Source organism: Streptomyces sp. NPDC043867 (assembly GCF_056435845.1).
The window spans coordinates 1-23,177 of the sequence record NZ_JBWKDS010000033.1 but is presented as its reverse complement, the minus strand read 5'-3'; the positions used below and the strand labels follow the sequence as shown (position 1 = coordinate 23,177).

Below are 23,177 nucleotides of genomic sequence, written 5' to 3'. Positions count from 1 at the left end.
GGGTGTGCCGTCCCGCGTGCCGTCCCGCGTGCCCCGCTCGCCCGACGCCTCGGGAGAGCGGCGGGCACCGACCGCGCGGTGGGCCTCGGGCGCCCGGTGGCCGCGCTCCACCGCCTGACCCCAGTACGTCCCGGCGACCATCAGCGCCGCGCCGAGACCGGTCAGCGGGGTGAAGTGCTCACCGGCGAGACCGATACCGACCGCGGCCGCCCAGACCGGCTCGGTGCCCAGCAGCAGGCTGGCCCGGCTCGCCGAGGTCCGCTGGACGGCCCACGTCTGGGCGAGGAAGGCGAACACACTGCAGAACAGCGCGAGATACAGCAGCTGGGCCCAGCCCGCGGCCCCCACCCGGGTCAGGGCGGGCAGACCGCTCGCGGCGGGCAGCAGGAACACCCCCGTCCCCACGAGGGTCTGCACGGTGGTCAGCCGCAGCGGACGGATCGCGCGGCGGGCGATGAGCCGTCCGACGAGCGCGACATGCACCGCCCGCACCAGCGCCGCGACAAGCATCAGCAGATCACCGAGGCGCGGAGCGTGGAAGCCGTTGCCCGACATGAGCAGCCCGACGGCCAGCAGGCACACCCCGGCGGCGGCGTAGAAGGTCGGCGGCAGTCCGCCGCGGTGGCCGGTGCGGTCCAGGAGCGGGGTGAGCACGATGGTGAGGCTGATGATCAGCCCCGCGTTGGCGGCGCTCGTGTGCGCCACGCCGTACGTCTCGACGACCAGGACGGCGGCCTGGGTGATCCCGAGGGGCACGCCGACGCGGATCTCGTCGCGGGTCCACCCCCCGGACTTCCGGTCGGCGGCGACCAGACCGAGGCAGGCGAGCGCGGAGAGCGCGTACCGCGCGAAGAGCACCACGAGGACGGGCAGGACGGCGGTGGCCGTCCGGGCCGAGAGATAGCTGGAACCCCAGACGAGCGCGACCAGGAGAAGTACCGCATCGGTACGGCGGGAATCAGGCACGCGCCCACCCTGCCCCGACCTGGTCACTGAAGCCCAGAGCCACCTTCTTAAGCAACCCTTCAGTTTCCCTACACTGACGGCATGGACGAACGGCAGCTGCGGATCCTGCGGGAGCTGGGCGAACTGGGCAGCGTGACCGCGGTGGCCGAGGCATTGCTGGTGACCCCGTCGGCGATCTCCCAGCAACTGCGGCTGCTCCAGCGGGCGATCCCCGTCCCGCTCACCGAGCGGCAGGGGCGGCGGCTGGTGCTCACGGACGCGGGCCAGGCCCTGGCCGGAGCGGCGATCGAGGTGGAGACCGCGCTGGAGCGGGCCCGGCACACCGTCGCCGAGTTCGTCGGCCGGCCGGACGGCGAGGTGTCGCTGGCGGCCTTCCACAGCGCGGGGTCGGCGTTCTTCCCGTTGCTGCTCCGCGGGCTCGCCGCACCCGGCGCCCCGCGGCTCTCGCTCGCCGACGAGGACGTCCCACAGGACGACTTCCCGCCGCTGACCAGGCAGTACGACCTCGTACTCGCCCATCGCCTGGAACACGCCCCGGCCTGGCCGCGCACGGTGACCGCGACCACGCTGCTGCGGGAGCCGCTCGACGTCGCCCTGCCCGTCGATCACCCGCTGGCCGCCAGGCGGCGGCTCGCGCCGCGCGATGTCGCCGACCAGCCCTGGATCACCGTGCACGACGGCTTCCCGCTCATGGCGACCATCGACGCCATCGCCACCGCGGCGGGCCGCCGCCTTCATCTCGCCCACCGCATCAACGAGTTCGCCGTCGTCGCCGAGGCCGTCGCCGCCGGTGGCGGGCTCGCCCTGATGCCGCGCTGGACGACGCGCCCGCACACCGCGCTGGTGCTCAGACCGCTGAGCGGCGTCCGCGCCCGGCGCCACATCGACGTGCTCCACCGCCCGGAGCGCACGGCGCGCCGAGCCGTCCGCCGGGTCCTGGCCGAGCTGCACGAGGCCGCCGCGAAGATCCGCACCCGGGGCTGACCCGCGCGGCCTCGTGAGGGCCGCTGCCCGCCCGAGAGCTCAGAAGGGATACCAGCGCACGGTCTCGTCGCCGTCCCGCAGCGACGCCACCCGCCGCTCGAACTCGGCGAGCGCCTTCGGACTGGCCGGCGCGTGCTGGGCGACCCACGCGCAACTGGCCGTCTCGCGGGCGCCGCGCAGCACACCGCAGCCCTCCCACGCGCGCACGTCCCAGCCGTAGGCACGGATGAAGGAGTCGTAGGCCCCGGCGGGCAGCCCGTAGCGGTCGCGGGAGAGCGCCATCACCACCAGGTCGTGCTCGCGCAGGTCGGCGGAGAAGGTCTCCAGGTCGACGAGGACCGGCCCGCCGGGGCCCACATGGACGTTGCGGGGGAGCGCGTCACCGTGGATCGGGCCCGGCGTCAGCTGCGGGGTCAGGGCGGCGGCGGCCCTCGCGAAACCGTCGCGGCGCTCCCGCAGATACGCGGCGTCCGCGGGGTCGATCGCGTCGCCGGCGAGCCGCAGCCAGCGCTCCACCCCGCCCAGCAGCTCGCGGGGCGGCAGGGTGAACGGCGGGGCGGGCAGCGCGTGCACCACGCGGAGCAGGCCGGCCAGATCAGCCGGCTCCGCGGGGCGTACGGAGTCCGGGAGCCGATGCCACAGCGTCACCGGGCAGCCGTCCACCAGCAGCGCCTCGGGCTCGGCCGCGCGCACCGCGGGGACGTCCGCCTCGGCGAGCCAGCCGGCGACGGCCAGCTCCCGGCGCGCCCGGTCCAGGAGTTCGGCGTCGCGCCCCACCTTGACCACCAGGTCACCGGCGGCGAACACCGCGTTCTCCCCGAGGGCGAGAAGCCGTGCGTCCCCCGCCGCTCCGGGCAGCACCCCCGCCGCGGCCAGCACGTCCCGCGCCCGCGCCTCGTCCATCCTTCGCCTCCGTGGTCTCGCGTGCACGGCGTCCCGGTCACGCCCTGTTCCCGGCTGCGCCGCCGGGTGTCCCCGTGCGGCGCCGAGTTCCGGCCATCCGTCCGCCAGTGTCGCATTCGTACTGGTCGGAGCGGTCACAAGGGATGACGCGCCGCCTTGACGCCACGTCAGCGGGTCAGGACCATGACGGGGCCCTGTCCATGGACGGGCGGCGCCGCAGCGACGACGAGACCCGGATCCGTACGAGCGTGTGAGGAGCCGAATCCGTGACATCAGCGACCGCGACGAAGCGGTCCGGCAAGCGCGCGGGCACGGAGGGCGGGGCTCCCCGCCCCGGCGGCCACGGCGCCTGGTTCCTGGTGCTGCCCGCGCTGATCCCGATCCTGGTGCTCAGCGTGGGGCCCCTGCTCTACGGGGTCGCGCTGGCGTTCACCGACGCGCAGTCGGGCCGGACGGTGCCCACGCGGTGGGTCGGCGCCCTCAACTTCCAGGACCTGCTGCACGACACGCTGTTCTGGGACTCCTTCCGGATCGGCCTGGTCTGGGCGGTCGGCGTGACCGTGCCGCAGTTCCTGCTCGCACTCGGTCTCGCGCTGCTGCTCAACCAGGATCTGCGACTGCGCTGGCTGGCCCGGGCGCTGGCGATCGTCCCGTGGGCGATGCCGGAGGTGGTCGTCGGCATCATGTGGCGGCTCGTCTACAACCCGGACGCGGGCATCCTCAACGAGACCCTGCGCGACGTCGGCCTCGGCGACGGCCGGGACTGGCTCTCCGGCCTCGGCACGGCGCTGCCCGCGGTGATCGTCGTCGGTGTCTGGGCCGGCCTGCCGCAGACCACCGTCGCCCTGCTCGCGGGGCTGCAGAACACGCCGCGCGAACTCCACGAGGCGGCCGCGATGGACGGCGCGGGCGCCTGGCGCCGCTTCCTGACGGTCACCTGGCCCGCCCTCCGGCCGGTGGCCCTCGCGATCACGGCGCTCAACCTCATCTGGAACTTCAACTCCTTCGCCCTGGTCTACGTGCTCACCAACGGCGGGCCCGGCGGCCGGACCCGGCTGCCGATGCTGTTCGCGTACGAAGAGGCGTTCCGGTACGGGCAGTTCGGCTACGCGGCGGCGATGGGATGCGTGATGGTCGCGGTGATCTCGGTGATGCTCGCGTTCCACCTGGTGGCCCGGCTGCGGGACGGTGACGACCGGTGACCGCCGTGCCGCGTACGAGCAGGGGGCCCTCGGGCCTGCGGACCAGCGGGCGGGGCCGCTTCGGGCAGTACCTCGCGCTGCTCGGGTATCTCCTCTTCCTCGCCTTCCCCTTCCTCTGGCTGATCTCCACGGCCTTCAAGCCGCCGCGCGAGCTGGCCAGCCTGCATCCGACCTGGATTCCCAAGGACCCGACCCTCGCCAACTTCCGGCAGGCCTTCGACGAGCAGCCGCTGCTGCACGCGGCGCTGAACTCGCTGGCCGCAGCGCTCGCGGCGGCGCTGGTCGCGGTGGTGATCGCGACGCCGATGGCCTACGTGATGGCGCGGCACCGCACGCTGCTCGCGAGGGCGGCCACCGGGTGGGTGGTCGTCAGCCAGGCGTTCCCCTTCGTGCTGGTGATCATCCCGCTGTTCCTGGTCCTGAAGAACCTGCGGCTGGTCAACTCGCTGCCGGGACTGGTCATGGTCTACGTGGTGTGGGCGCTGCCGTTCGCGCTGTGGATGCTGGTGGGGTACGTGCGGGCGGTGCCCACCGAGCTGGAGGAGGCCGCGGCGGTGGACGGGGCGGGCCGGGCGCGGACGCTGGTCTCGATCACGGCCCCGCTGCTGGCGCCGGGCATCGTGGCGACGGCGCTGTTCGCGTTCATCAGCGCGTGGAACGAGTTCTTCTTCGCGCTGGTGCTGCTCAAGACGCCGGACAGGCAGACGCTGCCGGTCGTCCTCACGCACTTCATCGGGGCGGAGGGCGTCGCGGATCTCGGTCCGCTGGCGGCGGCGGCGTTCCTCGCGACGCTGCCCTCCCTCGTCGTCTTCGCGGTCATCCAGAAGCGGATCACGGGCGGCATGCTCGCCGGGGCGGTGAAGAGCTGATGAGGCGGACACGCTGGAGCCTGTTCCTCGCGGTGTTCGCGCTGCTGCTCACCGGCTGCTCGGACGACGGGCGGCACGGCGAGGGTCCCGTCACCCTCCGCTTCCAGTCCCTGGCGTGGCAGGAGGAGTCCGTCACCGCCAACAAGGAGCTGGTGAAGGAGTGGAACGCCACGCACCGGGACGTCAAGGTCAAGTACGTGCAGGGCAGTTGGGACAGCGTCCACGACCAGCTGCTCACCTCCTTCGAGGGCGGCGAGGCACCGGACATCATCCATGACGCCTCGGACGACCTCGCGGACTTCGCTTACGGCGGCTACCTCGCCGACCTGCGGGACCTGCTCCCCGAGCGGCTCAAGTCGGACATCCCGCAACGCAGTTGGGAGACGACGACGTTCGGGGACGGAATCTACGGAGTGCCGTTCCTGCAGGAGCCGCGGGTGCTCGTCGCGAACGCGACATGGCTGCGCGAGTCGGGCGTGCGTATCCCGACGCCTGAGCACCCCTGGAACTGGGAGGAGTTCCGGTCCATCGCGAAGGAGCTGAGCGGCGAGGGCCGCTACGGGGTCGCCTGGCCGCTGAAGGAGCCGGTCTCCGCCACCCTGAACCTCTCCCTCTCGGCGGGCGGCCGGCTGTTCCACCGCGCCGGGGACGGCAAGGTGGAGGTCCGCTTCGACGCGGCCGACGCGGTGGTGCCGCGGACCGTCCACGACGGGGTGAACAGGGACCGCAGCGCCTCCGGCACCACGCTCGGGATGGGCGGCTCCGACACCCTGCCCGGCTTCTTCGGAGGCAAGTACGCCATGGTCCCGCTCGGCTTCTCCTACCGGCAGCAGCTCGTCCAGCAGGCCCCGAAGGGCTTCGACTGGCAGGTGCTGCCCGCCCCGGCGGGCGCCGGAGGCCTCACCCAGGGCGTCAGCCCGCAGACCCTGTCCGTCGCCGAGGACAGCCCGCACAAGAGGGAGGCCGCCGAGTTCGTCGGCTTCCTGCTCCGGCCGGCGAACATGGTCCGGCTCGCACTCGGCGACTGGATGCTGCCCACGGGCACCGAGGCGCTCAGGGACCCGGCCCTGCACACCGCGAAGAACGACTGGGCGACGGGCACCGCGCTGGCGGCGCATCTGCGGTCCGCGCCCGCCCAGTCCGTCCGCGGCTATCCCGAGTGGAAGGACAAGGTCGCGACCCCCGCCTTCCAGGAGTACTACAGCGGGGCGATCGGTCTGGCCGAGCTGCGCAGGCGGCTCGTGAAGGACGGGAGCCTGGTGCTGGCGCGCTACCAGCGGTGACCTCGGTCGGGGTTTGCGTGCCGGCCAGGCGTCCCGGATGGGCCGGCACGTCACCGTCCGCGCACCTCGTCCGCTCCGTGCGTCACGGTTGCAGGGAAACGGTGAAGTCCTGGCATGTGTTGGATAACGGACGGGTCATTCGGTAACGCTCGGATAACGCGGACATTGCCTGGTGAAGCCACCGACAGGTCCGGAGAGTGAGACCGTTACCCCCCTCGGAAGGTTGCACGGGCCGGATCTTGTTCCTTGGTGCAACGGCTACCTAGCGTGAGGTGAACTCCAGTCGAACGCCAGGAAGTTGGACCATGCGATCACCGCGCCGAGACATCCCGCCGCTGCCCGAGGTCCGACGTGTCACGCAGAAGAAGCGCGACGCGTGGTGGACCGTGCTCCTCGTCGACCCGGTCGCCACGCCCCTGGTGCGGCAGGTCGCGCTGCGCACCCGGATCACGCCCAACCAGATCACCTGGGGCGCCTTCCTGCTGGGGCTCGCGTCCTCCGTGTTCTTCGCGCTGGGCGACTGGCGGTGGCTGATCGCCGGCGCCTTCCTCTACCACCTGAGCTTCATCCTCGACTGCATGGACGGCAAGGTCGCCCGCCTCACCGGCCAGGGCTCGGTGTTCGGGGCGTGGCTCGACTTCGTCTTCGACCGCATCCGCGTGATGGTCTGCGCGGTGGCGCTGATGGCGGGGCAGTACCAGCGCAGCGGCGACACCCTCTACATCTGGCTCGCCCTCGCGGTGGTCGGCCTGGACACGCTGCGTTACATCAACTCGCTGGAGATCTTCAAGATCCGGCACTCGATGCGCAAGCAGATCAAGGCCCGGCTGCGGGAGGCGCGGCGTACGGAGAACCGGGCCGAGCTGACCTTCATGGAGGACCTGCTGCGCAACAACCCCGAGGCGGACATCGAACAGGACCTCCGCAAGGCGGCCACCGGGACCGCATCGGGCGTCACCGGGTCCGCGGCGGACGGACCGGACGCCGGGAGCGGGACCGCCGCCGGGGACGTGCCGGCCGGTGCGGACGGCTCCGGCGGCTCGGCGGGGCTTCCGCCGGCCCGGGTCATCGACCTGCACCAGGAGTTCCGGCACCGGTTCCCGGCGTACCTGCGCGCCCGTTCCTTCCTGCTGCGGCACCGCATCCGTACGCATCTGATCAGCGGCATCGAGTTCCAGATGGGCGTGTTCATCGTCGGGCCGCTCCTCGACGCGGTGACCGAGGCGACGATCGTCTCCGGAGCGCTGCTCCTCGTCTTCGAACTCGCCATCATCTACAAGCTGTTGCTGTCCACCCGCGACTTCACCCGCACCATCGACTCCTTCGAGCGTGAGGACGTCGCGGCGGCCGCCTGACCGTACGGCGACGTGGCCGGGGTGCGTGCACCCCGGCCACGTACGGCGTTTCGAGCGGTCAGACCCCGACCCGCTCGCCCTCGACCGCCGGCGGCTGCTGCGGCGGCCCGGCGAGCTGCTCCGGAGCCTCGTCGTGCGTGAGGTCGGGCAGCCGGTGCAGCCACTTCGGGAAGTACCAGTTGTGCTCCCCGAGCAGGGCCATCACCGCCGGGAGCAGCACCCCGCGGATGATCGTCGCGTCGATCAGTACGGCGGCCGCCAGACCGACGCCCATCTGCTTCATCGACTGCATGGACAGCGTGCCGAAGATCGCGAAGACGGCGACCATGATGACGGCGGCGCTGGTGACGACGCCGGCCGTGGTGACCACTCCGTGCCGGATGGCGTCCTTGGTGCCGAGCCCGCGCAGCCGTGCCTCACGGATCCGCGAGACCACGAAGACGTGGTAGTCCATCGAGAGGCCGAAGAGGATCACGAAGAGGAACAGGGGCAGCCAGGTGATGATGGCGCCCACTCCCTCCGCGCCGACCAGCGAGGCGCCCCAGCCGTGCTGGAAGACGCCGACCAGGATGCCGTAGGCGGCGCCCACGGACAGCAGGTTGAGGACGATCGACGTGACGGCGATGGTCAGCGAGCGGAACGACAGGAGCATCAGCAGGAAGGCGAAGACCACGACGAACGCGAAGACCGGGACCACCGAGCCGACGAGCTGGTCGTTGAAGTCGCGCGACCCCGCGACCTGCCCGGTGATCGGGGCCTGAAGGCCGTCGACCTTGCCGAGCGTGTCCGGCCGCACCTCGTCGCGCAGCAGGTCCAGGCTCTTGCCGGCCTTCTCCTGGTCGGAGCCGCCGACCAGCGGGACGTAGACGAAGGCGACGTTCTGCGCGTCGTGCACCTTGATGTCCACCGGGCCGCGGGTGGCGCCCGAACTGATCGCCCGGGCACGGAAGTCGGCGAGCGCGGACTTCACCTCGGGGGAGTTGATGTCCTGGGCCTTGACGATCACCTCGGCCGGCTCGGTGCCGCCGGGGAAGGCCTCGTTGACCCGGTTGTACGTCGCCACGATGGGCAGCGAGTCACCGAACTCCTTGTCCAGCGTGAGCTGTTCGGTCTTCATGCCGAGCGCGGGGGCGGCGACGGCCAGCAGCGCGCCGGCCGCGACCACCAGGGAGATGCCCGGCTTGGCGAGCACGACCCGCAGCACGGCGCCCCAGAAGCGGCTCTCGCTCCCGCCGGAACGTGCCGGGGCCTGCCGGTCCTTCCTGCGTCGCTTGTCGCGGTGCAGGAACGGCAGACGGCCCTTCTCCACCCGCTCGCCGAGCAGCGAGAGCAGCGCGGGCAGCACCGTGACGGAGCCGACCATGGCGACCGCCACGACCATCAGCGAGGCCAGGCCCATCGCCTCGAACTCGGCGAGGCCCGTGAAGAGCATGCCGGCCATCGCGACGCACACCGTGACACCGGAGACGATGATGGCCCGGCCGCTGGTCGCGGCGGCGATCCGCAGCGCGGTCTGCGCGTCCCGGCCCGCCTCGCGCTCCTCGCGCTCCCGCCGGAGGTAGAACAGGCAGTAGTCGACGCCGACCGCGAGACCCACCAGCAGCATCACGGAGTTGGCGGTGTCGCTCATCGGCATCACATGACTGACGATGCCCATGAGGCCCATCGTCGCCATGATCGCGGTGACCGCGAGCGCCACCGGCAGCAGGGCCGCCACCAGCGCGCCGAACGCGATCAGCAGGATGCCGAGGGCCACCGGGACGGCGGACAGCTCGGCCTTCTTGAAGTCGTCCCCGAACGCGTCGTCGAACGTCTTCATCATGCTGGCGCCGCCGATCTCCTCGATCCGCAGCTCCGTGTGGTCCTTCTGCACCCCCTCGACGGCCTTCAGCACCGGCTCGATGCGCTCGCCGGCGGTGTCCGAGTCGCCGCGCACGTCGAACTGCACGAGCGCGCTGCGGCCGTCCTTGGAGATCGTCTTCGTGTCGTACGGCGAGGTCACGTCCGCGGCCTCGCCGGTCGCCTCGACCGCCTTCACGACGTCGGCGACGGCGCTGCGGAACGCCGCGTCGGTGGTCTTGGTGTCCCCGTCCCTCGCCTGCACCAGGACGGTCTCGCCGGCCGGCTCCTCGATGCCCGCGTCCTCGATGATGTGGGCGGCCGTACTGGTCTCGCCCTTGAGCTGCTCGCTGTCCTTGACGTCGACGCGGCCGACGGCCGAGCCGAGGCCCATGGCCAGGACGACGAACAGCACCCAGATCCCGACGGCCGCCCATCGGTGCCGGGCGCTCCAGCCCCCCGCCCGGGCGGCGATCCCCCGCACTCTTGTGTCTCCGTTCCCCATGACGGGCTAGCCCCCTCGTATGCGGTGACAACCCCCTGCCGCCACCTCGCCTTATGAAGGTATGGCCCGGATAAGCGCGTCTCGTCGTGCTTCCCGGTGACCCGCCGGCCGCCGGGGTCCTCCCCGCGGCCCCCGGCTCCTCCGCACTGGGGATGACGAGAGCCCCTTACACCTAACGGGGGTTGTCGGGGATGCGGATCAGGGTGACGGCGCCGGACACGGCCGCCGCCACCGGGGGCGACGGCCGCTCTATGGTGTGCCGATGACGAAGTATGCGGCGCTGCTGCGCGGAATCAACGTGGGCGGCAGCAAGAAGGTGCCGATGGCCGAGCTGCGCACCCTCATGCAGGGGCTCCGGTACACGGACGTGGCCACCTACCTGCAGAGCGGCAACGCGGTGTTCGCCTGCGAGCACGGTGACGAGCGGTCCCTCGCCGCCGACCTGGAGCGGGCCGTCGAGAAGCACTTCGGCTTCGCCGTCGGCGTGCTGGTGCGCGACCACGCCTACCTGAAGGCGGTGCGCGAGGCCTGCCCCTTCCCGGCCGCCGAGCTGGCGGGCAGGCAGCTGCACGCCACGTACTTCTCCGAGCCCGTCACCGCCGGCCGCTTCGCCGCCGTCGACCCGGCGGACTTCCTGCCGGAGGAGTTCCGTCTCGGCGACCGCGTCCTGTACCTGTACGCCCCCGACGGTCTCGGCCGCTCCAAGCTGGCGGAGACCCTGTCGAAACCCCGGCTCCTGAAGGGCCTCACCGCCACCACCAGGAACTGGAACACGGTCGTCAAGCTGGAGGAACTGACCCGCGACTGAACGCGAGTTCGCTCAGGGGGACGTCAACTCGGGTCATCCAGGCGGGACATGTCCTCGGTCGTGAGGCGGAGTGCCGTCGCGTTCAGGTTCTCCTCCAGGTGGGGGAGCGAACCCGTGCCCGGGGTCGGGCAGAGCACGGGGGAGCGGCGCAGCAGCCAGGCCAGGGCCACCTGTCCGGCCGTCGCTCCGTGCGCGGCGGCGATCCCGGCACACACCGGGTGGGACGTCAACGAGCCGTTGCCCAGCGGGAACCACGGCAGGAAGGCGATCCCGCGGGCCTCGCACAGCCTCAGCAGCGGCTCCGACGCCCGGTCCAGCAGGTGGTAGCGGTTCTGCACGGACGCGACGGCGGTCGACTCCAGCGCGGCCGAGAGCTGTTCGGCGGTGACGGTGTCCAGGCCGATGTGCCGGATCTTGCCCTCGGCGCGCAACGCGTCGAGGGTGCCGAGCTGTTCCGCCATCGGCACGTCCGGGTCCAGGCGGTGCAGCTGGTACAGGCCGATCGTGTCGAGCCGCAGGCGCCGCAGGCTCGCCTCGCACATCGCCCGCAGCTGCTCCGGCCGTCCGGCGACGTGCCAGGCGTCGGCACCGGTGCGGACGACCCCGCCCTTGGTGGCGATCACCAGGTCCTCGGGGTAGGGATGCAGGGCCCGCGCGATCAGTTCCTCGGCGACCGAGGGGCCGTAGTTGTCAGCGGTGTCGATCAGGGTCACCCCGCGCTCGACCGCCCGGCGCAGTACCGCGACGGCGTCCCGGGCGTCCCCGCGCGGACCCCAGTAGCCGGGGCCCGTGAGCTGCGCGGTGCCGTAGCCGAGCCGCCGCACCGGCAGCTCCCCGCCCAGGACGAGCCGTTCCGAGATCATGGACGGAGGTTACACACGCGGCACGCGGGGACCGGCTCCGGCCGGCGCCGCCCGCCCGAGCGCTGTCGCGTTTGTTCAAGAGGAGCGGGCACGGCGCTTCTAGCGTGGGGCGCATGACCAACGCGTACAAGAACGTGCACCCGTACCTGGAAGAATGCGCCGCCGAGGCCGCGCGGGTGGCCCGCGGCGTCACCCCCGCGCAGCTGGCCGGCCCCACCCACTGCGCCGACTGGGACGTCCGCGCCCTGGTGAACCACTGGGTCCTCTACACCTCGTACGGTCTGGAGCACCGGGCGCTGCGCAAGCCGCTCCCCGAGGAGCTGACCGGACGCGACTTCACGGCGGACCCGGACTGGGCCGGGGCGTACGCCGCCCAGCTCGACCGCGCCGTCGCCGCCTGGGACGACCCGGCCGTGTGGGAGGGCGACGTCGACCTCGGCATGGCGACGATGCCGGCGGCCGAGCTGGCGCCGATGATCGTGAAGGAGATGGCGGTGCACGGTTGGGACGTGGCCGTCTCCACCGGCCAGGAGTTCCGGGTCTCGGAGGGCGCGGCCCGGCTCGTCCTGGACGTGGTCGAGCGGCACGGCGAGCTCTACCGCCGGTACGACGGCTTCGCCGATCCGGTCGCCGTCCCCGACGACGCGCCCGTGTTCGAGCGCGCGCTCGCCGCGAGCGGGCGGGATCCGCGCCGGGGCGCGGCGCGCCGCTGAGGGCCTCCGTGCGGCCTCGTCCGGCGCCGGCCGAGTATCCGCCCGCCGGACCGCCGGCCCCTTCGCCCGTCCCCGCCCGGACGCCCGTCGCCGTGCGGCGACGAGACGCTCTTGTGACCGGTTGCCCGAGCGGCGGCCGACACGGGTTGCCCGAGCACGGGGCACGCACGACGCCGGCCGGGGCGCGCGGCACGTCTCCGTGACGCCGGCCCAGCGCGGGGCCGTCTCCGTGACGCCGGCCCGGGCGGTGGCCACGTCACCGCCGGGCGGCTGCGCGGTGACCGCACCGAGTCCATGGCACGTCTCCGCGACGCCGGCCGGGGCGTGGGGCACGTCTCCGCGACGCCGGCCCGAGCGTGCGGCACGTCTCCGTGGCGCCGTTACCCGGTGACCGCACCGAGTCCGTGCCACGGCACCGCTACGGCAGCCCGGGCGTGGGGCACGTCACCGCTCCGGCCCGAGCGTGGGGCGCGTCCCCGCACGTCGCCCCGGGCGCGGGGCAAGTCACCCTGGCGTCGCTACGCGCCGAGTGCCGCCGGCGCCGGGTGCCTGGCCTCGTCGTACCGTTCCAGCAGGGCCCGCACCACCTCGGGCGCCGGGCCGAGGACCTCGGCCAGGACGTCCGCCTCGGCGGCGCCCCGCGCGATGCGGTCGGGCAGGAAACCGGGCGCCAGGACGTACGGCGCCACCGCCACCCGGGCACAGCCGAGCGCCCGCAGTCCGCGCACGGCGTCCTCCGTGCGCGGAAGGGATGCGGAGGCGAACGCAGGCCGCACAGCGCACCAACCGGTGCGCCGCCACTCCCGCGCGATGTCAGCGATCACTGCGATCGCCTCCGGGTCCGTGGACCCCGCCGAGGCCAGGACGACCCCGGTCGAGGCCTTGTCGGCGGGCCCGAGCCCCGCCTCGTACAGACGGCGTTCGAGCGCCGCCGTCAGCAGCGGCGACGGGCCGAGCACCTCCGCCTGGCGGACACGCAGCCGCGACGGCGCGTCCCGCAGCACCGCGGGAATGTCCGCCTTCGCGTGGAAGGCGCGGGTCAGCAGCAGCGGCAGCGCCACCACGTCCCGTACGCCCTCCGCCGCCAGCGACTCCAGCACGCCGTTCACCGACGGGACGTTGAAGTCCAGGAAGCCGGTCTCCACCCGCAGACCGGGCCGCCGTGCCCGCACGCGCCGCACCAGGGCGTGCACGGTCGCGGCATGGCGCGGGTCGCGGCTGCCGTGGGCGATGACGAGCAGGACGGGGCGGGTGGCTGCGGGCACGGGAATCAGCTCTTCACGAGGAGACCGCGGCTGCGCAGCACCCACCGCTCCAGCGGGCTGAAGATCAGCAGGTCGATGGCGATACCGACGATCAGGATGAGCAGGATGGCGAGGAAGACCATGGACATGGAGCTGACCGTGCGGCCGTTCTCCAGCAACTGTCCGAGGCCGACGCCCAGTTCCGGCGAGGAGGCGATGATCTCCGCGGCCATCAGCGAGCGCCAGGAGAACGCCCAGCCCTGCTTCAGGCCGGCCAGATAGCCGGGAAGGGCGGCCGGCATGACGATGTGCCAGGTGTGCAGCAGCCCCTTCGCGCCTAGCGTCCGCCCCGCCCGCAGATACAGCGGGGGCACCTGGTCGACGCCCGACACCAGGCCGTTGGCGATGGAGGGCACCGCGCCGAGCAGGATCACCGCGTACATCATCGACGGCTCCAGGCCCAGCCAGATCACGGCGGGCGGCACCCAGGCCACCGACGGGAGTGACTGCAGGCCGGACAGGACCGGACCGATGGCCGCGCGCACGAACCGCACCCGTGCCACCAGCAGGCCCAGCGGGGTGCCGATGGCCAGCGCCATCAGGAAGCCCAGCAGGCCCCGCGAGACGCTCGTCCAGATGTAGCCGAGCAGCTTGCCCTCGAGCCAGGCGTCCTCGACCTCCGCCCACACGTCGGCGGGCGAGGGCAGCTTGGTGGGGTCGTCGACGACCTTGAACGAGATCAGCGCCTGCCACACCACCAGCACCAGCGCGATGGCGATGACCGGGGGCAGCACCTTCTGCACCAGGGTCTGCCGGAGCGGTGTACGCCCCGTCTGGACCGTCTCCAGTGCGTCGAGGCCCGCTTCCAGCCCGGCCAGCCCGTCGTGGTCCCTGACGTTCGCGTCGGCCTTGGTCTCAGTGCTGGCCATGGCGGCGGATCTCCCCACGCAGTTGTTCGGTGATCTCGACGGACAGTTCCGCCACGGCGGTGTCCTCGATGCGGCGCGGCTGCGGAATGTCCACCGTCCACTCGCGCGCGATGCGCCCGGGACGGGAGGAGAGCAGCACGACCCGCTCGGCGAGCCGGACGGCCTCGCGCACGTTGTGCGTCACGAACAGCACGGAGACGTTCGTCTCGCTCCAGATCCGGGTCAGTTCGTCGTGCAGCACGTCCCGTGTGATGGCGTCCAGCGCGGCGAACGGCTCGTCCATCAGCAGCAGCGGGCTGTCCTGGGCGAGCGCGCGGGCCAGCGCGACGCGCTGCCGCATACCGCCCGACAGTTCGTGCACCCGCTTGCCGTACGCGCCCTTCAGCCGGACGAGCTCCAGCAGCTCCTCCGCCCGGCCGCGGCGGTCGGCCTTGGCCACACCCCGGAGTTTCAGGGCGAGTTCGATGTTCTTGCCGGCCGTCAGCCACGGGAAGAGCGCGTGTTCCTGGAACATCAGGGCGGGCCGGCCGGCCGTGGTGATGGTGCCCGCGGACGGGGCGTCGAGCCCCGCCACCAGGTTGAGCAGTGTGGACTTGCCGCAGCCCGAAGCCCCCAGGAGGGTGACGAACTCGCCCGGCGCGACATCGAGCGAGATGTCGTCGAGGACGAGCTGCTGTCCGGCGGGCCCGGCGAAGGACTTCGAGACGTGCTCGAGCCGCACGGCCTGCTCCACCGACGTACCGGTGTCGCCGGCCTTGACGAGAGCGGTTGCCATGGTCGTCACCTCCTGGGAACTGATCAGTGTCGGATGCGGCTACTTGACGCCGAGACCGGCGTCGTCGACGGTGCTCTCGCCCTCGGTCTTGAGAACCTTGTTCAGCAGCGTGAGGTCGTAGATGCCCTTGAGGTCGGGGGCCTCCAGCAGACCGGCCTTGACCGCGTGGTCCGCCTCGGTGCCGAGGGTGGACGCCAGCGGGTCATCGGTGATCTGGATGGACTTCCACGCCGGGTCGAGGACGTCGGCCGGGAGTTCCTTGCCCGAGTCCTCCTTGAGGCGGGCGTTCGCCGCCGCCTTCGCCTCGTCCGGGTTGGCGTTGATCCACTTGTTGGTCTTCACCGCGCCCGTCAGGACGGCCTCGACGACCTTCGGGTGCTCCTTGAGGAACTTCTGCGACACGATGATGTTCGTGATCACGAACTTCTTGCCGGGCCACAGGTCGGCCTCGTCGAGCAGCACCTTGCCGCCCTCGGCGACCAGCTTGGACGCGGTCGGCTCCGGCACCCAGGCGCCGTCGATGGAGCCGGACTTGTAGGCGTCCGGGGTGATCTTGTTGTCCGTGCGGATCACGGACACGTCGCCCTTGCCGCTCTCCGCGTCGACCTTCCAGCCCTGCTCCGCGATCCAGTTGAGGAACGCGACGTCCTGGGTGTTGCCGAGCTGCGGGGTCGCGATCTTCTTGCCCTTGACGTCCTTCAGAGACTTGATCTTCTTCGGGTCGACCACGAGCTTCACACCGCCGGACGCCGAACCGCCGATGATGCGCAGGCTCTTGCCGTCGGACTTGGCGTAGCCGTTGATCGCGGGGGAGGGGCCGATCCAGCCGATGTCGATCGATCCGGAGTTCAGGGCCTCGATCTCGGACGGGCCGGCGTTGAAGGTGGCGTACTCGGCCTTCGTGGCGCCCAGTTCCTTCTGGAACAGGCCCTCCTGGCGGCCGACCAGCGCGGTGGCGTGGGTCAGGTTGCCGAAGTAGCCGATCTTCACGGTGTCGAGACCGTCGATCCTCTCGGCGCCGGCGGCGACCTTCGCGGCGCCGTCGTCCTTCGAGTCCGAGCCGTAGCCGCAGGCGGCCAGGGTGAGGAGGGGCAGCGCGGCGACGGCCGCGACGGTGCGGCGCAAGGCGGTGGAGCGGTTGGCAGGCACGGGAGGTGTTCCTCTCGTTGGCCCGGCGGTCACGGTGTTCTCAGGCCGTGGCCGGGAAGTCGGCAGGTCTTCGTTTTCGCGTGCTGTGGGGGGACGGGGCGCGCAGGCAGTGCGCGTACGTCATCGCGCACATCGCGCGACTCCGCCCTGCCCGCTGCCGAGGGCGCCGCTGCCGATGCGGCCGCCCTCCTTCGCGAACGTGGAGTAGAAGTCGGTGGACGTCATGTCAGAAGTCCCACCCGTCGTCGTCCGACGCGTCCCTGACCGGCTCCGGTGCGGCGAAGGACTCGCCGACCATGCCCGCGGTGAGGGTGGTGCCGTCGGCGGGGTCGATCAGGATGAACGAGCCGGTGCGCCGGGAATCGGCGTAGGAGTCGAGCGGCAGCGGCTCGGCGGTGCGGATCTTGACGCGGCCGATGTCGTTGGCGACGAGCCGGCCCGGGTGCGGGTGCAGGGACAGGTCGTCGAGGGTCAGCCGGGACGGGATGTCCTTGACGATCGCCTTGACCGTGCGCGTGCCGTGCTTGAGCAGCACCCGGTGGCCGACGGTGAGCGGCTCGTCGGCGACGTGGCAGACGGTCGCCTCGACGTCCTGGGTGGTCGGGGGCGCGTCCTTGCTCGGCACGATCAGGTCGCCGCGCGAGATGTCGATGTCGTCCTCGAGCAGCAGGGTCACCGACTGCGGGGTCCAGGCGACGTCGACCGGCGTGCCCAGCAGGTCGATCCCGGCGAGCCGCGTCGTGCGGCCGGACGGCAGCACGGTCACGCTCTCGCCGACGCGGAAGGTGCCGGCCGCGATCTGGCCCGCGTAGCCCCGGTAGTCGGGGTGCTCGGCGGTCTGCGGGCGGATCACGTACTGCACGGGCAGCCGCGCGTGGCAGTGGGCCAGGTCGTGGCTGACCGGCACGGTCTCCAGGTGCTCCAGGACCGTCGGACCGCCGTACCAGTCCATGTTCGCGGAGGGTTCCACCACGTTGTCGCCGGCGAGCGCCGAGATCGGGATCGCGGTGATCTCGGGAACGCCCAGCTCGGAGGCGTACGCCGTGAACTCCTCGGCGATCGTGGAGAAGACGGCCTCCCGGTACTCGACGAGGTCCATCTTGTTGACGGCGAGGACCACGTGCGGGACGCGGAGCAGGGCGGCGACCGCGGCGTGCCTGCGGGTCTGCTCGATGACGCCGTTGCGGGCGTCGACGAGCACGACGGCGAGGTCGGCGGTGGAGGCGCCGGTGACCATGTTCCGCGTGTACTGCACGTGCCCGGGGGTGTCGGCGAGGATGAACCGGCGGCGGGCGGTGGCGAAGTAGCGGTAGGCGACGTCGATCGTGATGCCCTGCTCGCGTTCGGCACGCAGGCCGTCGGTGAGCAGTGCGAGGTCGGGTGCTTCCTGGCCGCGGCCTGCGGAGACGCGTGCGACGGCCTCCAGCTGGTCGGTGAGGACCGACTTGGAGTCGTGCAGCAGGCGCCCGACGAGGGTGGACTTGCCGTCGTCGACGGACCCCGCGGTGGCGAACCGCAGCAGGGTGGTGGCCGACAACTGCTCGACCGACAGCGGCTGGGCGGGTTCGGTGGTGCTGGTCATGGCTAGAAGTACCCCTCGCGCTTGCGGTCTTCCATCGCGGCCTCGGACATCTTGTCGTCGGCCCGGGTGGCGCCGCGTTCGGTGAGCCGGGAGGCGGCGATCTCGGCGATCACGGCGTCCAGGGTGGTGGCGTCGGAGTCGACGGCGCCGGTGCAGGACATGTCGCCGACGGTCCGGTAGCGCACGAGCCGCTTCTCGACCGTCTCGCCGTTCTTGGGGCCGCCCCACTCACCGGCGGTCAGCCACATGCCGGCGCGCTGGAACACCTCGCGCTCGTGGGCGAAGTAGATCTGGGGCAGTTCGATGCCCTCGCGGGCGATGTACTGCCACACGTCCAGCTCGGTCCAGTTGCTGAGGGGGAAGACGCGGACGTGTTCGCCGGGCGCGTGGCGGCCGTTGTAGAGCTGCCACAGCTCGGGGCGCTGGCGGCGGGGGTCCCACTGGGAGAACTCGTCGCGCAGGGAGAACACGCGCTCCTTGGCGCGGGCCTTCTCCTCGTCCCGGCGTCCGCCGCCGAAGACGGCGTCGAAACGCTCGGCCTGGATCCGCTCGGTCAGCGGCACGGTCTGGAGCGGGTTGCGGGTGCCGTCCGGACGCTCCCGGAGCTTGCCCGCGTCGATGTACTCCTGCACGGAGGCGACGTGCAGCCGCAGGCCGTGCCGGGCGACCGTGCGGTCGCGGTACTCCAGGACCTCGGGGAAGTTGTGTCCGGTGTCCACGTGCAGCAGGGTGAACGGCACCGGCGCGGGCGCGAACGCCTTCAGCGCCAGGTGCAGCATGACGATGGAGTCCTTGCCGCCGGAGAAGAGGATCACCGGCCGCTCGAACTCGCCCGCCACCTCGCGGAAGATGTGGACGGCCTCGGACTCCAGCGCGTCCAGGTGCGAGAGCGCGTACGGGCTGTCCGTCTCCTCGGAGACGGTGGCTGCGGTCGTCATGCGAGACCCCTTTCGGTGAGCAGCGAGTGCACCGCTGCCGCGGACTCCTGCACGGTCTGGGTGTGGGACTCGATGCGCAGGTCGGGCGAGACGGGCTCCTCGTACGGGTCGTCGACCCCGGTGAGCCCCGATATCTCGCCCGCCGCCTGCCTGGCGTACAGCCCCTTCACGTCGCGTACGGAGCACACCTCGACCGGGGTCGCCACGTGCACCTCGAGATACGCGGCGCCGCTCGCCCGGTGGCGCTCGCGCACGGCCTCACGGCTGTCCGCGAACGGCGCGATCACCGGCACCAGCGCCTTGACGCCGTTACGGGCGAGCAGGTCGGCGAGGAAGCCGATGCGCTGCACGTTCGTGTGGCGGTCCGCGCGGGAGAAACCGAGGCCCGACGAGAGGAACTCGCGGATCTCGTCACCGTCGAGCACCTCGACGCGGTGGCCCTCCTCGCGCAGCCGGCCGGCCAGCTCGTTCGCGATGGTGGTCTTGCCGGCACTCGGCAGACCCGTGAGCCAGATGGTGGCTCCGGTCGTCACTTGCTTCTCCTGGGAGTCCTGGGAGTGGTGCGTGGTCGTCGTCATCCGTGCAGCCCGCACTCGGTCTTGTTGCGGCCCGCCCAGCGGCCGGCGCGTACGTCCTCGCCCTCCAGCACTCGGCGGGTGCAGGGCGCGCAGCCCACGGACGGGTAGCCGTCCATCAGCAGCGGGTTGGTGAGGACCCCGTGCTCGGCGACGTAGGCGTCCACGTCGTCCTGTGTCCAGCGGGCGATCGGCGAGACCTTCACCTTGCGGCGCTTGTCGTCCCAGCCGACGACGGGCGTGTCCGCCCGGGTCGGGGACTCGTCGCGGCGCAGTCCCGTCGCCCACGCGTCGTACGCCGTCAGGCCCTGTTCCAGCGGCTGCACCTTGCGCAGCCTGCAGCACAGGTCCGGGTCGCGGTCGTGCAGCCGGGGGCCGTACTCGGCGTCCTGCTCGGCGACCGTCTGCCGCGGGGCGAGCGTGATGACGGTGACGTCCATCACGGCCTCGACCGCGTCCCGGGTGCCGATGGTCTCGGGGAAGTGGTAGCCGGTGTCGAGGAACACGACGTCGACCCCGGGCCGGGCGCGGGACGCGAGGTGCGCGACCACGGCGTCCTCCATGGAGGAGGTCACGCAGAACCTGCCGCCGAAGGTGTCCGCGGCCCACCGCAGGATGTCCAGTGCGGACGCGTCCTCGAGGTCGCGTCCGGCCTGCTCGGCGAGGCTCTTGAGGTCCTCGGCCGTCCGTCCGTCCTGAAGCGTCGTCATATCTCGTCCCCTCCACCGTCGTTGCGCCGAACTCCCCGGGACAGCAGCCCGAGGAACTTCAACTGGAAGGCTCGGCTGCAGGCCGCGCATTCCCACGCGCCGTGGCCTTCCTCGCTCGGCCGCAGGTCCTCGTCGCCGCAGTAGGGGCAGTAGAAGGGCGCCGCGCGCTCGCTCATGCGCTGTCCTTCGTCTCGTCGTCCGCGCGGCTCACGACAGGGACTCCTCGGAGGCGCGCGCGGCCCAGGCCGCGAAGCGTTCGCCGTCCTCGCGCTCGGCCTGGTAGCGCCTGAGGACCCGCTCGACGTAGTCGGGCAGCTCGTCCGAGGTGACCTTGAGACCGCGGACCTTACGGCCGAAGCCGGCCTCCAGGCCGAGCGCGCCGCCCAGGTGCACCTGGTAGCCCTCGACCTGCTCGCCCTGGTCGTCGAGGACCAGCTGGCCCTTGAGACCGATGTCCGCGACCTGGATACGGGCGCAGGCGTTCGGGCAGCCGTTGAGGTTGATGGTGACGGGCTCGTCGAACTCGGGGATGCGGCGCTCGAGTTCGTCGATGAGGGAGGCGCCCCGCGCCTTGGTCTCGACGATGGCCAGCTTGCAGTACTCGATGCCCGTGCAGGCCATCGTGCCGCGCCGGAAGGCGGAGGGCCGGACGGTCAGGTCCAGCGCCTCCAGGGCCTCGGTCAGCGACTCGACCCGGTCCTGCTCCACGTCGAGCACGATCATCTTCTGCTCGACCGTGGTGCGGAGCCGGCCCGAGCCGTGGGCCTCGGCGAGTTCGGCGATCTTCGTCAGGGTGGCGCCGTCCACGCGGCCGACGCGCGGCGCGAAGCCGACGTAGAAGCGGCCGTCCCGCTGCCGGTGGACGCCGATGTGGTCGCGCCAGCGGGCGAGGGGCTCGGCGGGCGCCGGGCCGTCGACGAGCTTGCGCTTCAGGTACTCGTCCTCCAGGACCTGGCGGAACTTCTCGACGCCCCAGTCGGCCAGCAGGAACTTCAGCCGGGCGCGGTTGCGCAGCCGCCGGTAGCCGTAGTCGCGGAAGATCGAGATGACGCCCTCCCAGGCGTCGGCGACCTCGTCCAGCGGGACCCAGGCGCCGAGGCGCTGGCCGATCTTGGGGTTGGTGGAGAGGCCGCCGCCGACCCACAGGTCGAAGCCGGGGCCGTGCTCGGGGTGGTGCACGCCGACGAAGGCGACGTCGTTGATCTCGTGGGCCACGTCCAGCAGCGGGGAGCCCGAGATCGCCGTCTTGAACTTGCGCGGCAGGTTGGAGAAGGCCTTGTCGCCGATGAAGCGGCGGTGGATCTCCTCGACGGCGGGGGTGCCGTCGATGATCTCGTCCTCCGCGATGCCGGCGACCGGTGAGCCGAGGATGGTGCGGGGCGTGTCACCGCAGGCCTCGGTGGTCGAGAGGCCGACGGCCTCCAGGCGGTTCCAGATCTCGGGGACGTCCTCGATGCGGATCCAGTGCAGCTGGATGTTCTGCCGGTCGGTGATGTCGGCGCTGCCGCGTGCGAACTCCTGCGAGATCTCGCCGATGACCCGTAGCTGTGCGGTGGTCAGCCGGCCGCCGTCGATGCGCACCCGCAGCATGAAGAACTTGTCGTCCAGCTCCTCGGGCTCCAGGATCGCGGTCTTGCCGCCGTCGATCCCGGGCTTGCGCTGGGTGTAGAGGCCCCACCAGCGCATCCGGCCGCGCAGGTCGTTGGGGTCGATCGAGTCGAAGCCCCGCTTGGAGTAGATCGTCTCAATGCGTGTCCGCACGTTGAGACCGTCGTCGTCCTTCTTGAACTGTTCGTTGCCATTGAGCGGGGTGAAGTGACCCACGGCCCACTGACCCTCGCCGCGGTGACGGCTCACCTTGCGGCGGGGCGCGGCGGGATTCTGCGGGGTGGCGGCCATGGCTGATACGTCCTTCGGGACTACGGGACAGGCAAGAGGGCGGCTCTGACCTGCACATATGGGCACATACCGAAGTATGGGCGCGTCATTGCGCAAGGTTCACAAAAAGGGGGATCTCGGCGGCGCTGGGCTGATCAGCTCGCCGGACAGATGGCGCTGGACATGCGGCAGAGATCGACGTGTCGCCGACTCACCAAGGCAATCCCAGTTCCAGACATGACGGAAGCGTGTCACGGGGATCTCGGGGGAGTCCACCATTGTCCGTCATGTGGACATGCTTGTCCCGAATCGCAAGACGCGAGTGTTGTCGATCACATGGCGGAGCGGTTGTCCTCATGCCGAGGGGGTGTCACGCGCCGGGCCGGTCACCTGGCTTCGGCACCGGGCCAGGGGCCGGGTGCGGGTACGTCGGGCTCCTCCTCGACCCTGGTGTCGAAGAGCTTGAAGCCGCGCCGCAGGTAGTTGTCCATGGCGTGCTCACCGTCCTTGCTGCACGTGTGCAGCCAGACCCGCTTGGTCTCGGCCCGCCCGGGCCAGCGCCCGGCCAGGTCCCAGGCGCGCGCGGCACCGTGGGAGAGCAGGTGCCCGCCGATCCGGCGGCCCCGGAAGGCGGGTATCAGCCCGAAGTAGACGATCTCCACGGCCCCGTCGTCCTGCGGGTCCAGCTCCACGTATCCCGCGGGGGTCCCCCGGTCGTACGCGACCCAGGTCTCCACGCCCGGCCGGTCCAGCACCGCCTGCCACCGCTCGTACGTCCAGCCGAGCCGGTCGGTCCAGCGGATGTCCCCGCCGACCGACGCGTACAGGAAGCGGCTGAACTCGGGCGAGGGCACCTCGGCGCGGACGATCCTCACGTCCGCGCCGGGCGCGGAGGCGGGCAGCAGGTCGGAGGGCGCCGTCTGCTCCAGGGACCACGTGGTCACGATGAGGTTGCTCATGCCGGCCAGGGAACCACGGGGCGCGGTTCGCCTCCAAAAAGGTCCCGGCCGGACCGGCTAGGGCCTGTCGTTTGGATCAGGCTGGCTGTGACCGACGGTTCGTCCTGACCGACCCGAGCGGGGTCTGGCGCGTGCAGCTGCAAGGCGG

The 23,177-nt window shown here is 71.7% G+C and carries 23 protein-coding genes; 7 read left to right on the top strand and 16 right to left on the bottom strand.

Annotated features, from left to right (window positions below):
* Positions 1 to 966: DMT family transporter (locus AC069T_RS27925; protein WP_478785368.1), on the bottom strand; the 966-nt coding region annotated here is incomplete at its 3' end.
* Positions 967 to 1,047: 81 nt separating this feature from the next.
* Here AC069T_RS27925 and AC069T_RS27920 point away from each other — a divergent pair.
* Positions 1,048 to 1,950: a LysR family transcriptional regulator gene (locus tag AC069T_RS27920; protein WP_478785367.1), complete on the top strand. Its 903-nt coding sequence runs from the start codon at positions 1,048 to 1,050 to the stop codon at positions 1,948 to 1,950.
* Positions 1,951 to 1,989: 39 nt separating this feature from the next.
* Here AC069T_RS27920 and AC069T_RS27915 read toward each other — a convergent pair whose 3' ends face one another.
* Positions 1,990 to 2,853 (bottom strand): phosphotransferase enzyme family protein, encoded by an 864-nt coding sequence (locus AC069T_RS27915; RefSeq protein WP_478785366.1) that lies wholly within the window; start codon positions 2,851 to 2,853, stop codon positions 1,990 to 1,992.
* A gap of 266 nt (positions 2,854 to 3,119) precedes the next feature.
* Between AC069T_RS27915 and AC069T_RS27910 the strand changes: the two genes are divergently transcribed.
* The 4 genes from AC069T_RS27910 to AC069T_RS27895 all read left to right on the top strand — a co-directional run bounded on the left by AC069T_RS27910 (position 3,120) and on the right by AC069T_RS27895 (position 7,562).
* The gene (locus AC069T_RS27910) at positions 3,120 to 4,055 is read left to right on the top strand and encodes a carbohydrate ABC transporter permease (protein WP_478785365.1); all 936 of its coding nucleotides are present in this window, start codon (positions 3,120 to 3,122) and stop codon (positions 4,053 to 4,055) included.
* A 35-nt stretch (positions 4,056 to 4,090) separates the two neighbouring features.
* Positions 4,091 to 4,924, top strand: a complete 834-nt coding sequence (locus AC069T_RS27905) for a carbohydrate ABC transporter permease (RefSeq protein WP_478785418.1) — start codon at positions 4,091 to 4,093, stop codon at positions 4,922 to 4,924.
* The gene (locus tag AC069T_RS27900; RefSeq protein ID WP_478785364.1) at positions 4,924 to 6,207 is read left to right on the top strand and encodes an ABC transporter substrate-binding protein; all 1,284 of its coding nucleotides are present in this window, start codon (positions 4,924 to 4,926) and stop codon (positions 6,205 to 6,207) included. The genes AC069T_RS27905 and AC069T_RS27900 overlap by 1 nt, the downstream gene beginning before the upstream one ends.
* 305 nt (positions 6,208 to 6,512) lie before the next feature.
* Entirely contained in the window at positions 6,513 to 7,562 is a 1,050-nt protein-coding gene (locus tag AC069T_RS27895; protein WP_478785363.1) for a CDP-alcohol phosphatidyltransferase family protein, read from the top strand.
* A gap of 58 nt (positions 7,563 to 7,620) precedes the next feature.
* Here the strand turns inward: AC069T_RS27895 and AC069T_RS27890 are convergent, their stop codons facing one another.
* Complete coding sequence (locus AC069T_RS27890) at positions 7,621 to 9,906, bottom strand: MMPL family transporter (protein ID WP_478785362.1); 2,286 nt, start codon at positions 9,904 to 9,906, stop codon at positions 7,621 to 7,623.
* A gap of 262 nt (positions 9,907 to 10,168) precedes the next feature.
* On the opposite strand from AC069T_RS27890, the gene AC069T_RS27885 reads away from it, so the two are divergent.
* A complete protein-coding gene (locus AC069T_RS27885; protein WP_478785361.1) occupies positions 10,169 to 10,714 on the top strand; it encodes a DUF1697 domain-containing protein in 546 nt (181 codons plus the stop codon).
* A gap of 23 nt (positions 10,715 to 10,737) precedes the next feature.
* Here AC069T_RS27885 and AC069T_RS27880 read toward each other — a convergent pair whose 3' ends face one another.
* Complete coding sequence (locus AC069T_RS27880) at positions 10,738 to 11,577, bottom strand: aldo/keto reductase (protein ID WP_478785360.1); 840 nt, start codon at positions 11,575 to 11,577, stop codon at positions 10,738 to 10,740.
* 113 nt (positions 11,578 to 11,690) lie between these two features.
* On the opposite strand from AC069T_RS27880, the gene AC069T_RS27875 reads away from it, so the two are divergent.
* Complete coding sequence (locus AC069T_RS27875; RefSeq protein ID WP_478785359.1) at positions 11,691 to 12,290, top strand: TIGR03086 family metal-binding protein; 600 nt, start codon at positions 11,691 to 11,693, stop codon at positions 12,288 to 12,290.
* Positions 12,291 to 12,808: 518 nt separating this feature from the next.
* Here AC069T_RS27875 and AC069T_RS27870 read toward each other — a convergent pair.
* The 12 genes from AC069T_RS27870 to AC069T_RS27815 all read right to left on the bottom strand — a co-directional run bounded on the left by AC069T_RS27870 (position 12,809) and on the right by AC069T_RS27815 (position 23,029).
* A complete protein-coding gene (locus AC069T_RS27870; protein WP_478785358.1) occupies positions 12,809 to 13,555 on the bottom strand; it encodes a sirohydrochlorin chelatase in 747 nt (248 codons plus the stop codon).
* A 5-nt stretch (positions 13,556 to 13,560) separates the two neighbouring features.
* A complete protein-coding gene (locus AC069T_RS27865; RefSeq protein ID WP_478785357.1) occupies positions 13,561 to 14,463 on the bottom strand; it encodes an ABC transporter permease in 903 nt (300 codons plus the stop codon).
* Entirely contained in the window at positions 14,450 to 15,238 is a 789-nt protein-coding gene (locus AC069T_RS27860) for an ABC transporter ATP-binding protein (RefSeq protein WP_478785356.1), read from the bottom strand. Before AC069T_RS27860 ends, AC069T_RS27865 begins: the two co-directional genes overlap by 14 nt.
* A 39-nt stretch (positions 15,239 to 15,277) precedes the next feature.
* On the bottom strand, positions 15,278 to 16,387 hold the full coding sequence (locus AC069T_RS27855) for an aliphatic sulfonate ABC transporter substrate-binding protein (RefSeq protein WP_478785355.1): 1,110 nt from the start codon (positions 16,385 to 16,387) through the stop codon (positions 15,278 to 15,280).
* Positions 16,388 to 16,613: 226 nt separating this feature from the next.
* Positions 16,614 to 17,969, bottom strand: a complete 1,356-nt coding sequence (locus tag AC069T_RS27850) for a sulfate adenylyltransferase subunit 1 (RefSeq protein ID WP_478785354.1) — start codon at positions 17,967 to 17,969, stop codon at positions 16,614 to 16,616.
* A 2-nt stretch (positions 17,970 to 17,971) separates the two neighbouring features.
* Entirely contained in the window at positions 17,972 to 18,907 is a 936-nt protein-coding gene (gene cysD, locus AC069T_RS27845; RefSeq protein WP_478785353.1) for a sulfate adenylyltransferase subunit CysD, read from the bottom strand.
* Positions 18,904 to 19,485, bottom strand: coding sequence for an adenylyl-sulfate kinase (gene cysC / locus AC069T_RS27840; RefSeq protein ID WP_478785352.1), 582 nt, complete (start codon positions 19,483 to 19,485; stop codon positions 18,904 to 18,906). Before cysC ends, cysD begins: the two co-directional genes overlap by 4 nt.
* Positions 19,482 to 20,192: a phosphoadenylyl-sulfate reductase gene (locus AC069T_RS27835; protein ID WP_478785351.1), complete on the bottom strand. Its 711-nt coding sequence runs from the start codon at positions 20,190 to 20,192 to the stop codon at positions 19,482 to 19,484. Before AC069T_RS27835 ends, cysC begins: the two co-directional genes overlap by 4 nt.
* Positions 20,189 to 20,368 carry a hypothetical protein gene (locus AC069T_RS27830; RefSeq protein WP_478785350.1) on the bottom strand — a complete coding sequence of 60 codons (180 nt, stop codon included), beginning with the start codon at positions 20,366 to 20,368 and terminating at the stop codon, positions 20,189 to 20,191. The genes AC069T_RS27835 and AC069T_RS27830 overlap by 4 nt, the downstream gene beginning before the upstream one ends.
* Positions 20,369 to 20,399: 31 nt before the next feature.
* On the bottom strand, positions 20,400 to 22,091 hold the full coding sequence (locus tag AC069T_RS27825) for a nitrite/sulfite reductase (protein WP_478785349.1): 1,692 nt from the start codon (positions 22,089 to 22,091) through the stop codon (positions 20,400 to 20,402).
* A gap of 134 nt (positions 22,092 to 22,225) precedes the next feature.
* A complete protein-coding gene (locus AC069T_RS27820; protein WP_316944184.1) occupies positions 22,226 to 22,309 on the bottom strand; it encodes a putative leader peptide in 84 nt (27 codons plus the stop codon).
* A 147-nt stretch (positions 22,310 to 22,456) separates the two neighbouring features.
* Positions 22,457 to 23,029 (bottom strand): GNAT family N-acetyltransferase, encoded by a 573-nt coding sequence (locus AC069T_RS27815; RefSeq protein ID WP_478785348.1) that lies wholly within the window; start codon positions 23,027 to 23,029, stop codon positions 22,457 to 22,459.
* Between the last annotated feature and the right edge of the window lie 148 nt (positions 23,030 to 23,177).